General features: G+C 42.4%; 11 protein-coding genes. All 11 read left to right on the plus strand.

Annotated features, from left to right (window positions below; all coding sequences use genetic code 11):
- Positions 1-369: 369 nt before the first annotated feature.
- The 11 genes from G400_RS0112840 to G400_RS0112890 all read left to right on the plus strand — a co-directional run bounded on the left by G400_RS0112840 (position 370) and on the right by G400_RS0112890 (position 13,754).
- The gene (locus tag G400_RS0112840; RefSeq protein ID WP_017261096.1) at positions 370-666 is read left to right on the plus strand and encodes a WXG100 family type VII secretion target; all 297 of its coding nucleotides are present in this window, start codon (positions 370-372) and stop codon (positions 664-666) included.
- 92 nt (positions 667-758) lie between these two features.
- Complete coding sequence (gene esaA / locus G400_RS0112845) at positions 759-4,241, plus strand: type VII secretion protein EsaA (protein WP_162129490.1); 3,483 nt, start codon at positions 759-761, stop codon at positions 4,239-4,241.
- Entirely contained in the window at positions 4,213-4,800 is a 588-nt protein-coding gene (locus tag G400_RS0112850) for a hypothetical protein (protein ID WP_017261094.1), read from the plus strand. The genes esaA and G400_RS0112850 overlap by 29 nt, the downstream gene beginning before the upstream one ends.
- Entirely contained in the window at positions 4,793-5,068 is a 276-nt protein-coding gene (locus G400_RS0112855; RefSeq protein WP_017261093.1) for an EsaB/YukD family protein, read from the plus strand. Before G400_RS0112850 ends, G400_RS0112855 begins: the two co-directional genes overlap by 8 nt.
- A 20-nt stretch (positions 5,069-5,088) precedes the next feature.
- Positions 5,089-6,273: a type VII secretion protein EssB gene (gene essB / locus G400_RS0112860; protein WP_017261092.1), complete on the plus strand. Its 1,185-nt coding sequence runs from the start codon at positions 5,089-5,091 to the stop codon at positions 6,271-6,273.
- Positions 6,257-10,747 (plus strand): type VII secretion protein EssC, encoded by a 4,491-nt coding sequence (essC, locus tag G400_RS15450; RefSeq protein WP_017261091.1) that lies wholly within the window; start codon positions 6,257-6,259, stop codon positions 10,745-10,747. Before essB ends, essC begins: the two co-directional genes overlap by 17 nt.
- On the plus strand, positions 10,747-11,160 hold the full coding sequence (locus G400_RS0112870; protein ID WP_017261090.1) for a YwqH-like family protein: 414 nt from the start codon (positions 10,747-10,749) through the stop codon (positions 11,158-11,160). The genes essC and G400_RS0112870 overlap by 1 nt, the downstream gene beginning before the upstream one ends.
- Positions 11,161-11,172: 12 nt before the next feature.
- Positions 11,173-11,451, plus strand: a complete 279-nt coding sequence (locus G400_RS0112875; RefSeq protein ID WP_017261089.1) for a hypothetical protein — start codon at positions 11,173-11,175, stop codon at positions 11,449-11,451.
- A 26-nt stretch (positions 11,452-11,477) separates the two neighbouring features.
- Positions 11,478-12,743, plus strand: coding sequence for a T7SS effector LXG polymorphic toxin (locus G400_RS16500; protein ID WP_225351500.1), 1,266 nt, complete (start codon positions 11,478-11,480; stop codon positions 12,741-12,743).
- 6 nt (positions 12,744-12,749) lie between these two features.
- A complete protein-coding gene (locus G400_RS0112885; protein WP_017261087.1) occupies positions 12,750-13,409 on the plus strand; it encodes a hypothetical protein in 660 nt (219 codons plus the stop codon).
- A 39-nt stretch (positions 13,410-13,448) separates the two neighbouring features.
- Entirely contained in the window at positions 13,449-13,754 is a 306-nt protein-coding gene (locus tag G400_RS0112890) for a DUF4176 domain-containing protein (RefSeq protein ID WP_017261086.1), read from the plus strand.
- Positions 13,755-13,896 lie beyond the last annotated feature (142 nt).

Genomic DNA, 13,896 nt, shown 5'->3' on the forward strand with positions numbered 1-13,896 from the left:
CAGGGCAATGAAAAAATCGACCAGAGAAAAGCAAAAATCACTTTTCTCTGGTCGATTTATTTTGAGTTATGTCTCAAACTCTTTTTATGTTGTTTGTGAGAAGTATTTTGCGAGCATTTCAAAAAGATAAAGAACGCTTGCATCGCCCTGATGCAACTGTTCCTCTTGTGAAATTTTGAGTTTAGCCAATGTTTTTTGGATAGTGTTCAATACCGTGCTAACCGTCTTTTGAGCAACAGACCATCAAATAATATTATAGTGAAATAAAAATAGTTCTTGCTTTTTAATATCATTTTAAACATAATTATAAAATCTTAAGGAGTTCATTTTCCTGATAGATACATTACATTTTTTTGAGGAGGTTTCATAATGGCAGGACGCATTAAGGTAACACCAGAAGAGTTACGTTCACAGGCACGGGCATATACGAACGGTGCTCAAACGGTTGAGGGTGTGCTTCACTCACTAGACAGTGCTAATAACCAAATTAGCAGTGAATGGGAAGGTCAAGCATTCCGTCAGTACATGCAACAGTATCAACAACTGTCGCAAAAAGTTAAACAGTTCGACCAACTATTGATTGATATCAATCGTCAACTGGACAACGCGGCCAACACGTTGGAACAAACAGACCAACAGCTTTCAAAAGGTTTTGGTTTCAACTAATGGTGGAAGGGTCAATGGACGATGGTTCATTGGCCCTTTTGTTGAGTTTTACTTACGTAATCGTCGGTTTTTTCAAATTAAAGGAGCGAGCAATGAAGGGGTTTATTCGAAAATATTGGCAACTGGGGGTCGGGTTACTTTTAGCGGTGTGCTTGATCGTATTCTTGGGGCGAGTCAGTTTAGTTAATCGCAATGTTAGTGAATCCGCCAAGCAAAAGTCTTATCGATTAACGGTGGCACTGGTCAACGAGGATCGTGGCGGAAACTTCCACAATATGAATTACAACTTCGGTAATAATTTCGTTAATTTAATTACGAAAGATACTGACAACAATTGGACGGTAACGTCTCGGGATATTGCTGAAAGTGGTTTGCGGCACAAGACATACGAAATGGTATTGATTATCCCAAACAATTTTACTCAAAGAACGTTGCAACTGGAGAACCGGAATCCACAACAGGCTCAGCTTCAATATAAAGTTAATACGAGTAAGAATCCGGCAATCAGATCACAAGCGCAACAAAAAGTTACTCAGTTATTGCAATTATTCAATCAGCGAGTGATCAACATGTATTTCTCCAGTATTGTGAACAACCTGCATACGGCACAAACTAATGTCGGCAGCATGGTTAATCGAGAAGGGTATTTGAATGGTAATTTGAGCAACAATGTTTATAAACCGTTTCAAGGCCTTGGAGATAATTTTTCAGAAATAACGGATCAGAGTTCTGGCATTCAGGATAACTACAACGATTGGCAGGATCAGGCTAAGCAGTTTAACGGTGAAGTGAAAGACGCGATGAATCAAACGGTGTCTAACGGTCAGGACTCACTGAAAGGCTTGACCAGCTTCAATACTTCTCAAAACAAGCAGATGTTAGATAACAAGAAAACATCCACAGATTATTACACTCAGTCGATTGAAACAGAAAAAGAGTTGATGAAAACCGATCATCAAAAATTAATCGCTAATGATAAACAATCGACAGATGCTTACAACAAGCAGTACCAAGCGTTTACGGATCAAATTAATACAATCAAAAGTGATCAGGTTAGTCAGTTAACAGATCTAAGTGGCACGGTTCAGGATCACCTTCAAACATTATTAACAGCAAACAACGCTTTGAATCCAGCAATCAAGAGTCTTCGAGATCAATATGACGCAGGAACCAAAGTGTTGGCGGATGAGAAGACGCAATTAAGCAGTGATCAGGAAAATCTTCGAACCTTCTTCACTGGGTCAAAGAAGGGTGACATCAAAGATCAAGCCTTGATTCAGTGTCATCTTGAAGGCGTAATCAAGACTGCTTTAGGTAATGATGCCGATTTGGAAAAGCAGCCAGTTAATGATAAGGGACGCGCGGCAATAGAAGCCTACATGACTAAAAATGCTGCGGCAGTTGATGCCAATATTGAGCAGGCTTTGGAATGGATGCAATTTGCTGGTGGCATTACGGGTGAGCAGGCCAGCGCGTATCAGCACGATGCAGATCTCATTAAAAAGTACGCGGCTGACAAGCACATCAATCTAAAAAACACCGCTGCTGTGGCCGATATTAAAACGGTGGTCGGTAATAACGTTGGTACTAATGCTGGGACAGGATTGTATTTCAACATGCCAGGGTTGTCTAAGGGCGATAAAGGCTGTATTGAGTTTAGTCTGCCTAATAGCGTAAATATCGATGCCAAAACGCTAGCGGACTTAATCAACACGACTGAGGCCGGAAAATTCAAAGCGACTGCGACTAAATCGACCGAGATTACACTTGAGGCTCTCCAAAATATTGAGGCAGACAGCGTGGATTCTTCGATCGACGTCGAGTCGGACGCGATCAATAAAGCAAAGGTATTTACGTTTAACACAGCACACTTTCCAGATTCACTCTTAGGTAATGCCGCAGCGACTGTAGATTATACGGTTACGGTGTCTGCAACGAACACAACACAATCAAATCCGGTAACCTTACCCAAGGCTGATGGAACTAAGGTTCAAACGACAATCGATGATCCGATTCGTAAAACAGGTAGCAAACTCAAAGTTACGCACGGTGAGTTTTCAATTACGTATTCAAATAATGCTAATTCCAGTGCAATTGGCAGCATGATGCACCAAGTCAACGACATGTTATATCGCGTTTCACAGACGGGTTCCATTATTAAGGCTTATTACGGCGCTAGTGGTGGGGATGATGGGCTTTCCAACGAATCATACGCGACCTTGGCGCAACAGGCACCGGCATCGTCTTTATATCATCAATTGGATAACGGTAGTTTGATTGATGAAATCTCATCACTGGTTGCATCACAGTTATCTGCACAATTTCAAACGCAGGCGGTATCGGTTGACCAGCAAATTGAAACTGAAAAGCAACAGTTACAGGACCAAATTGATAACACTGGCTATTCAGAGCAGCAGGCAGTCACGTTGAATCAGATTAAAGAACAAAACGCAAATATTCAGGCACAGGGGCAGGATTTGATGAAATGGTATCAGTCGGCGTTAAAGGCAACAAACGCCGTGAAGGTGCCAGCTATTGATCCATTAGTGCTAGACGAAGACCAGACACCATTGGAACCTGCGGAACAGCCTGAATTAGCAGAGGATAAAACCTCAGGTCCAGATCTTATTAAGAGTTATCAAGAACAACTGGCCGATAGCCAATCAGCGATCAGCAAGACAATGGCGGATACGGCAAAGATTAAGAGCATGACGCCTGCATTTGAGCACTTAAAGACTTCCACGGCTCGGTTATCGAGTACCAGTAAAGCAATTGTCAGTAACGCCAGTGGTTTAGCACAAACATGGGGGACCACGATTGCTAAAAACGGTGATTTCTCTAAAAACTTTAATGGTGTGCTGGCAAATACCAAAAAAGGTAATGCAGACAATCAAGGTGTTTATAACTACTTGTCCGATCCCGTAAAGGCAAAGAACGGTGGTGAAATTTCAACTAATACTTCGATTTTGCCCTATTACTTGGTTCTAGTGATGATCTTTGCGACGTTATTTACGGCTTATATCTTATCAACTTTAGAAAAGAGCCGTTCGATTCGCTTAATCGACCGTTTCGTCAATGTGGACAATGTCCTATGGAAAAATCTTCCTTGGACGATTATGACCGTTGTGGTCGGTATCGTCGAAGGGACATTGATTGGTTATATTGCTGAACCGTTATTGCAAACTAACCAAATTGCAATGTCAATTTGGTTCTTGACGACAATTTTGGTGGAAGTTATCGCGCTTTCCCTTTCGACATATTTATTGCGTCAAACGAAGACGGCGGGAATGGCTGTGTTAATTGCCATCTCGGCGATGTACTTGTTCTTTACGCCGAGTCTAGGTGTGAAACTGATGAGTGGCAGCTGGACGCAGTTCTTTATGTCATTGTCTCCATTACAGTATGTGGAAAAGATTTATACCAAATTAACAACTGGCGTGAGCCTGTCAACGGGAGTTTACATCTGGTTAGCCGTGTTGGCAGTTGCCGCAACGGCCATGAACTTGATTGTTTATCGTAGTCGAGAGACGCATGGGGGTGTTCGTGATGAAAAAGCAGCGACGACATCTGATTAAACTTTGTGTAGTGTGTGCACTCGCGATGTTAATGATTTGGATGAATGGGAATGTCGCCTTTGCGAAAAAGGAAACCACTAAAATCCCCGCCGATACCACGCAGCAACAGACCACTACGGATCAACCTAATGGGCAATTGGCGATTAACCAACAAGTATTGCAACAAAAGCCTCAGGTTACGCAGGCACAACATGGCAATTCAAATAAGGCGGCCACAGATATTCCGGATTTGTTCGATCCTCAATATACGAAAGGATTAGCGAAGGAGGCTGCTAATCAACAAGCCGGCAACCGTGCGACGAAGCATCAGGTGTTTAGCAAAACGAAACCGCAGATTGATACGGATGTTAAAGGCATTCGCAAAACGCAAAAGCATTTATTTACTGGGCGTAAGCGGATCGATACTAACGCAGGTGTTGACCCAACAACACAGAGCGGTAGTAGAAGCCATATTAATCTGCCAGTCGTTGTAATTACACTAATTGGTTTTGTTCTTGTGGGGGTTGTTTTAGGAATCAAGGGACAGAAATTACTATTCTGGAGGCGTAAACGTGACTGAACAGGTAGATAACTATATCAATATTACGGTTAAAACAGACAAGACGGCTGATCGTGCGCTAATCAATAAGGATTTGCGAATCCCAAACAAATTAACTGTCAAACAAACGTTAACGCAACTAATCGACGCCTTGGGCGCCGAATCGGTGACGTTGAGGCCAGATGACCGTAACATGATTCGTGTCGTTAACAAGGGATTATTACTGAGTGATGATGACATTCTTGACGATTTTGCCATTGCGAGCGGCGATGTCATTGAAGTGTTGTAAGAATATCGGAGGAAGAAGTAGTGAATAAAGAAACCACAATTACATTTGGCGAAGAACAATATCAGCTGAGGTTTGAACAGGACTTGGTTAGTGTTGAATTATCGAAGGGGCGTTTGAAGACCACAAGCCAAGAGCTGCTAAACATGACTTTGATGGCGAATCCGCGCTTACTGCCAGGACGGTTGATTGAAGAACAAGATAGTTTTACTTGGCAATATCAAAATGCGGCACATCACCTGTTGTTAGAAGATTTTCTCAAACAGTTATCGCGATCAGAAAAATTAAGGTTGCTGGAAAACCTTGCGGTACTACAGCAGTTCACACAGTCACGGATTAATGTATTTCTTCATCCGGATAATTTGGTCTTTGATGACAGTTTGATGCCCATCGTGATTCACCGAGGATTGGCGAATGCAGTACCGCCAATGACGATGGATGACAGCGACTTTTTGCGGCAATATAAATGTTTCGCAATTTTTGTGATGAACCCGCATGACGACTACATGTCCTTGTATCAAGGAAAGCTTGAGGATGTTCGGCAAACACCGTTTAACCGGGGTGTTTTACAGGCCAACACAGTTGATCAGTTGGCTAACTTCTTGGGTCAAACATACCGTCAGGAGCACGAACGTTCGCTTAATGTCGATACCGTTATTCCTAAACGACGGTCACGTTTTTTCCAAGTTGGCTTTTACACAATGACGGTATTGGCGTTTGTGCTGGCCGGCGTTGTTTTGTACTTTACGTTGAGCAAAGTACCGTACGATAGTCGGTTATTAGTCAGTCAAAAGGATTACTTAGCAACGAATTACGATCAGGTCATTACCGATTTAAAACAGGAAGAACCGGATAAATTACCCAAAACAGAACAGTATGTGTTGGCGGCTTCTTACATCAATGTTGAAAGTTTAAGTAATGCACAAAAGAAGAATGTGCTAAAAAATGTGACCTTGAGTTCAGATGCCAGCTATTTAAAGTACTGGATTTTTAATGGACGAGGCGACTTTTCTAAGTCCTTAAACATTGCACAGTACATCAATGACGATCAACTTATTTTGTATACCTACACGAAGTTATACGACCAAGTCAATGCTAATCCTAAGCTGAGTGGGGCCCAAAAGCAGGCTCAGCGGAGTCAGTATCAGAAAAAGATTAATACCTATGAAAGCAAGTTAGGGGGTGCAAAGAATGGATTTGGAAACTAAGACTGAGCCGATGATATCGGAAGCACCAAGCTTTGATCCGCAAAAGATGATGTTATACGTCAGCAATGGCATTACGATGCACGCCATTAGGATTCGCTTAGATCAAGATAAAACGTTATTATTTGGGACTGCGACGACTGGCTATGCATTTTCAGGGATGCAGACGCCATTAAGCGCCATCATTAGCGACGGCCGCATCTTGATTAACAATCAAGCCTTGATCCTAGGGACAGTTACCAAGTGGCGGGGAACCAGTTATCAACTCTTACCGCAAGGAGCTGCTTCTGCCTATGATTTGAAAGGCATCAATGAAGTTGTGATTGGACCGCATCCCAGCGATGCAATCAATTTGCGTCAAAGTGATGTCAATATGCGTCTGGTGAGGACAACCAATGGTTTTCAGTTGAGTGTCTTTAACGGAGAGTGTTTTCTAAATCGTCAGTTATTGGCCACGACAACCATGCCAGTTGATTATGGTGACGAACTATTTTTTGCCGGTCTGCGCGTGATTGTAAAACGTGACTATTTGCAAGTAATTGATCCGTTAGATCGGGCAAGTATACAGTTGATGGCTATGCCACAAACATTCGCTGAATATCCGGAAGATTACCCGAATTACCATCGGTCACCAAGAATCATCTATCGAGCCCCCAAGGCCAAAGTGAAGCTGGATGAACCACAACAAGCGCCCACTTCACCAGACAGCCAGTTAGGTCGAGTAATTTTACCACCAGTCCTGATGGCCGCAATGGCCTTGGTTATGACGTTAGCAACGAAGGGTAACCCAGTCATGATTTTATCCATGGTGGGGATGAGTCTGGCAACGGTGGTCACTTCGATTTCTGCTTATTTTAAAGGTAAAAAAGATTTTCGCGTTAATAGTGCCCAGCGTGACGCGGAATATGACAAAAATTTGACGGAAAAAACGATTGAGCTCAACAAATTAGCAAAAAAGCAATCTCAGGCGCTGTTTTATCATTACCCAGATGTGCAAACACTGGGTAGCATGATTTTAAATGTCAACTCGCGATTGTATGAAAAGACGCCCTTACAACATGACTTTTTGACCTATCGCTTGGGTTTGGGTGACGTTCCAGCCAGTTTTTCCGTTGAGTTTGAAGATGATCCCTTTTCAAAAGATCCATTGATGAAAAGGGCGATGGCACTGGAACGGCGCTTTCAGACACTACATGATGTTCCTATTACCTCTGATTTGATGCATGGACCTGTCGGTTTGATTGGCCAACGTGAACTCGTGATTGAACAGGTTCAGGAAATGGCCTTACAACTGGCGACTTTCCATAGTTATCACGACTTGCAGTTCGTTTCGATTTTTCCCGAGACTGAAAAAGCCAAGTGGAATTGGATGCGCTGGCTGCCACATGCTACATTACAGGACATGAACGTCCGTGGTTTCATCTATCACGAACGAAGTCGCGATCAAATTTTAAATTCGTTCTATCAAGTTCTAAAAGACCGTGACCAACAGCTAAAGGAAAATGATAACAGTCAAGAAAAACTCGTCTTCTCGCCGCACTATGTTGTGTTCTTAACGCACGAAGAGTTGGTGCTAGATCATTCCATCATGGAATACTTTGCTAAAGACCTAACAGAGTTGGGTGTTTCCATGGTCTTTGTCGAAGATGTGATGCAAAGCCTGCCAGAGCAGGTTCAAACAGTGATTGATATTGCGGATTATCAGCATGGACGAGTCGTGATTGAACAAGGCAAGTTGGAGGACCACGCCTTTACACCAGATCACTTCCCAGCCAATTTTGATCCTGAAATAGCCGCCCGCGGACTGGCAGCTCTGAATCATCAGGAAACCCTTAAAAATTCCATTCCTAAAGCAGTTACCTTCTTGCAGATGTATGACACAACGCGAGTAGAGGATCTTAATGTTGGCCAACGTTGGCAGAGCCATGAACCGTTTAAGACATTAGCTGTACCACTAGGTGAACGGGGCAAAGATGACATTGTTAACTTGAACCTGCACGAAAAGGCCGATGGTCCGCATGGATTAATCGCCGGGACGACTGGTTCTGGTAAGTCTGAATTGGTTCAATCATACATTCTTTCTTTAGCAGTTAACTTTCGTCCCAACGATGTCGGCTTCTTATTGATTGATTACAAGGGTGGTGGGATGGCCAACTTGTTCCGTAACCTGCCACACTTGCTCGGCGCAATTACTAACCTAGACGGGGCTCAGAGTATGCGGGCCTTAGATTCTATCAAGGCTGAACTGCAGCGCCGACAACGGTTATTCAGTCAATTTAATGTCAACCATATTAACCAGTATCAACGTCTCTTTAACGACGGCACAGCGACAGAGCCGATGCCGCATTTATTCCTGATTTCTGATGAATTTGCAGAATTAAAGACGGGCCAGCCAGAGTTCATGAAGGAGTTGGTTTCAACCGCTCGTATCGGACGTTCACTGGGAATTCATTTGATTTTAGCCACCCAGAAACCTACCGGGGTTGTGGACGACCAGATTTGGTCAAACTCTAAGTTCAAGATTTCATTGAAAGTACAGGATAAGGCCGATTCCAACGAAATTTTGCACACACCAGATGCTGCTTCCATCGTGGAACCAGGGCGTGCTTACCTGCAAGTCGGGAACAATGAAAAGTATGAGCTGTTCCAGTCTGCGTGGAGTGGTGCGGATTACAATCCAGATCAAGAAACCACCCATGTAGATCAAACCATCTACGCGATTAACGAGTTAGGCCAGTATGAAGTCTTAACACAAGATTTAAGTGGTGATGACGATAAAGATAGTACCGAGCTTCAGAAGCGGCCGAGTGAATTGGAAGCGGTAATTGATTACATTCACGATTATGCCGAAGAAAATGGCATTAAACGGTTACCTCGACCATGGTTACCGCCGCTTGGCAAGGTGATTCCAATTACTGGAGACAGTCTAATCAACTATCACGAAACATGGAGTCAGCCATTGAATGTTAAAGTTCCCGTCGGAATTGTGGATATTCCGTCTCAACAGGCGCAACGACCATTAGTGATGGACCTCAACGACAACAGTCATACGGCTGTGATTGGGTCCGCTGGTTATGGCAAGTCTACATTCCTACAGACAATGGTGATGCAGTTAGCCCGTCAAAATAATCCGGAGCAGATGAACTTCTACTTGTTAGACTTCGGGACTAATGGACTTTTGCCATTACGTGGCTTACCACATGTTGCCGATATTATTCGAGTAGATGAAACTGAAAAGCTTGCTAAATTACTTACTCGGTTAGACGAAGCCGTCAAGACGCGTAAACGTCTTTTAAACAAGGCTGGTGTTGCAACACTGGAACAGTACACCGAAGCTACTGGTGAACAGTTACCAGTTATTGAAGTTGTAATTGATAACTATGACGCGGTTCGCGATTCATCTTTTGAAGAACCATTCGAAAACATGATGAATACAATTGCGCGTGAAGGGGCTAGTATCGGTATCTTCTTGTTAGCATCTGCTAACCGTCAAGGTGCTTTCCGCATGCAGATGACAACGAACTTGAAGACTCAAATTGCCTTGTTCTTGATTGACAAGAACGAAGTCTCCGATGTTGTTGGTCGTACGAAGCTGACTATTGATGACATGCCTGGTCGTGGGTTAATCAAGTTAGACGAACCGCGGTCCTTCCAAACTTTTGAACCCTGTGAAGCAGAGGATGCACTGCATGTATTAGAGGCTGTTAAAAACGAAGCTGAACAGATGGCAAATGATTGGCAGGGTGAAGTACCGGAAGAGATTCCAATGGTTCCAGATGAATTTACTTTTGATGAGTTTATGCAACGTAAGGCAGTTCAAAGCACTATGAGCGACACATCATTGCCAATGGGGTTAGATCTTGAAAGTACGCAACCACTCGCGGTTGATCTTACGAGCACGGAGCCATTTATGTTGTTGACGGATACGGACGAGCAGCAGGCTAATTATTGTCGCGTGGCAATTCGGGCAATGGCCTCTTCAAATCTGACGACTGTGGTCTTAAACACTAAGATCAAGGATTCAAAAGCGTTCGATGAAATTGATTACATTGGAAATGCAACAGATTACGTTGAAATTGCTAACGGTATCATGGGAGAGTTGCAAGACCGTATTAGCGGAGAGGGTGACGAAACCGAAAGTTACGTTATTTTGATAAGCGAGCTTAATGACCTTATTGATCATTCGGAGCTTAGTGAAGACGATATTACCCTGCTTCTGACAGATGCAGGTTTGCATAACATGCATTTAATTATTGCGACTGCCGAACGTGGACTTGAATCAGGATTTAGTTCAATCCTGACTGCCATAAAGGGTAATCTTAAGTCTGGGATAATGGGAGTTCGCCTATCAGATGAGCAATTAACGCCTACACAAATGGTATCAGGTGAAGCATACCTACAAATCGATGAAGGTTACTATTTTGAAGGGCGTAATTATCGTAAAATGCGACTTCCTAAAATCGGAGGTAATGAGTAATGAGTGACGATAAGGAAAAGGCTCAAAAAGAGGCGAGAGAACGGGCAAAGCGTGCTAGAAATGCTCGCAGGAGAAGAGAGATATCAGAGGATCGTTCCAAAGTAAGCAAGCTTAATAGTAAGCTTTCGAAGCTGAAACGTGCGAAGTCAACGATGACTTCAGCATCCTCGATGTTAGAGCAAGCCGAATCGAAAGCTAGAGCATTTAAAAGTGGTCTCAGCGACAGTAGGTGGCGCGGACAGCGACGACAAGCGTTTGATCAAAGCTTTAGCAAAGTGACAGGCGCAATTAAACGCGATGTTGATCAGAACAAAGAAAATAAAACATCTGTTCAACACAAGATCACAGAATTAGAGCATCAAAAATCTAGTTTAGAGCGTGCAATTAGTCGCCTTGAGAGTGCCATGGAATAAGGGGAATACATTATGGGGAAAATTTCAGTCAATGTTGGTCCGTTACAAGGAAATGTTAGCTCTGCCAGAAACGCAGCATCTGGGCTAGGTGGCGTTCATTTACATTCGTTAAATTTAGGAGATACCAATGCACGACCATTTGTTCAAATTGCCCATTTAGAGCAAGAATTAAACGGCATTATTTCTAAATATGCGGGTTTAGCCGGCAGGGATGCGGGGCAATTCGGCAATGTTAGCACCGGTATTCAGGCCGCTGATCAGGCAAGTGCTCGCTATATTGGTAAAGTTTAAATATTTAATGCAATCAATTAATTCTAATGATAGAATTAATTGATTTTAATACTTTCAAAATAGGAACAAAAGGAGTGTTGGCGATGGTCCGAGTAAATATGCGCAACGTCACCAGTGCGGCCCAACAATTAAAATCACAAGGAACCAGTGTGACGGGGCAGTTAGCGAGTGTTGGCACTGCCATGACACGGGTGCCACGATCAGATAACTTTGAGGGTGCTGCACAACGAAGTATGAGCGGTTATGTCCAACACGTGCATGTTGATGCAACACGCACACTAACCAGTAACGTGGAAGACCTAATTCGTGAGTTCGATCATCTAATTACTGCTTTCAAAAGTGGTGTTGATAGTAGTGATAGCGCCATTATTGATACTGACTATTTACAATCACAGAAGGCTAAGCTGAGTGCATTACGTGCTGAATTGGAACGCGGAATTAGTAAAGGCAATGCTGGCTGTTCAGAGGCGGGCGGTCTAGCTAGTGTAACGCGTTTACGACAGACAGCACCGACTGAAATTGAAGATGCTGAGCGTAAGCTCTCGCAAACTTCGCAGAAACTAACTTCATTCAATGGCATGAGTCCTTCGAGTCGAATGAAGGACATCACCGTTGAATCTGCCCGTGTTGGCGGTAACATCAGAATTTCTGGTGGGAGTAAAAGCGGACAAGTGTTCATGGAAGATCTGGCATACGCCACTGGTGCAATAGCTATTGGTGGCAGTGAACGAAAAAAGAAACATGTGTCATTAAAAAAAATTAGAGAACAAAAGCATAAAAACAAAGAACAAGAGGATGAGTCGGTAGGCGACTTAATTATTAATGGAGTTTTTTCGGTGTTGGAACATAATGGATTGCCTCCGAGAGGCTCTTTTGGGTTAGGTCTTGCAATTAATGTTTTAAAACACACAAATAATGGGAAACATGCACCAAGTCTTAAAGGGGCTGGTTTTGCGCTGGTGGACTCTTTTGCTGATTTGGGTTCAAGCGCAACAATTAGGGCAGGTGTGTCCGCACTAGGGATAGCAACGGGATCTGTACCAGGAGTGTTTTTAATAACAGTTCTTGGAACTGGAATGTCTGTGGAAGCATCATTTTTAATGAATCATCCAAAATATGTGAAAGAATCCTTTGCTCATACGAAAAAAGTGGCTCGTAATGCTAATTATAAAAAATTAGGTGCATTTGAAAGTGGATCTATAAAAGCATCTCAAAGAACTAATACCTCAAGAAGTGTTACTGGAGCATATGCGGCGGCGTATGCAGGACATTATAAAAAACAAAAGAGGTAGAAACTTTTGACAAGTTATGATTACAACCCAGGTAATGAGTATGAATTAAAATTAATTCATCGATATGGCATTTATTTTGTTTTTCAATCCGGAGAAGATTTGTTAGTAAGCAATGTCATTTCTTTTGCTGTATCAGCCTTATTCTTTTTTAGAAATTGGCGTAACCAACAAACGGGTTGGTTAATTCAAAAAGAAAATCATGCGACCATAGTTCCCAGTAATCCTCATAATTATGAAGATGTAAATATTTCTGGAGGATCAATGAGCGCACTGGCTGTTTTATTTGCAAACTACAATCGACCTTTTTATCTGTGGACAACTGGGATTGCCAGTATATTAATTGGTGGGGCGTATCTTTATATTTATTTCAAATCAATTCGCGAATTAAATCGTCACGGGATCAAGATTGGTAAACAAGAGAGTGTTCCGGTAATGTGGGTGGCCAAAACAGAAAAAAAATACTTTTTGAGCAGTTTAACCCCTACAAAACTTGTTGTAGCCGTTTTGTTCAATTTGAGTGTTATCACTGTCGCAGTGACGAGTTCTTTAATACTCTTTATTGTGGCTTTAATTGTGCTTCTAATTACAGAATGCATGATTTTTAAGTACCAAATGAATGTGAGTATACCGTTTACGTCTGGATATATTAGAAAAGGACACTTCTAATAAACATAATGCGATTTTAAATAAAGGTAGGCAGTTTAAATGTTATCAATTGGATCGGTTGTACGGCTTAAAAATGGAAACCATGATTTAATGATTATTACTAAAAATGTTTTTTCTACTGATGGCAAAAGGACATTGTTTTTTGATTATGGTAGTTGCTTGTATCCTGAGGGACTGGATCCAGATACCATGTATTACTTCAACCAGAAAGATATTAAAAACATTGTTTTTGAAGGATTTAAAAATGATTTAGAGAATAAACAAGATAAGTTAATGAGCGAATGGGTAAATAAGAATGATGAAGAAATAGCAAAGATTCGTGGTCAAGTGACGCAGACTAATTAATATTGACCTTTGTCGTTAAGAAAAAATGCAAACTTTAGAGGTGAAAAGATGGTCCGAGTAAATATGCGCAACGTCACCAGTGCGGCCCAACAATTAAAATCACAAGGAACCAGTGTGACGGGGCAGTTAGCGAGTGTTGGCA

The sequence above is a fragment of the Furfurilactobacillus rossiae DSM 15814 genome, assembly GCF_000428925.1.
Classification (GTDB): Bacteria; Bacillota; Bacilli; order Lactobacillales; family Lactobacillaceae; genus Furfurilactobacillus; species Furfurilactobacillus rossiae.

Bases quoted from the DNA above. Each gene is read 5' to 3' on its own strand.
- G400_RS0112840 (WP_017261096.1), top strand. From the start codon at position 370: ATGGCAGGACGCATTAAGGTAACACCAGAAGAGTTACGTTCACAGGCA.
- esaA (WP_162129490.1), top strand. From the start codon at position 759: ATGAAGGGGTTTATTCGAAAATATTGGCAACTGGGGGTCGGGTTACTT.
- G400_RS0112850 (WP_017261094.1), top strand. From the start codon at position 4,213: ATGAAAAAGCAGCGACGACATCTGATTAAACTTTGTGTAGTGTGTGCA.
- essC (WP_017261091.1), top strand. From the start codon at position 6,257: ATGGATTTGGAAACTAAGACTGAGCCGATGATATCGGAAGCACCAAGC.
- G400_RS0112870 (WP_017261090.1), top strand. From the start codon at position 10,747: ATGAGTGACGATAAGGAAAAGGCTCAAAAAGAGGCGAGAGAACGGGCA.
- G400_RS0112875 (WP_017261089.1), top strand. From the start codon at position 11,173: ATGGGGAAAATTTCAGTCAATGTTGGTCCGTTACAAGGAAATGTTAGC.
- G400_RS16500 (WP_225351500.1), top strand. From the start codon at position 11,478: ATGATAGAATTAATTGATTTTAATACTTTCAAAATAGGAACAAAAGGA.
- G400_RS0112890 (WP_017261086.1), top strand. From the start codon at position 13,449: ATGTTATCAATTGGATCGGTTGTACGGCTTAAAAATGGAAACCATGAT.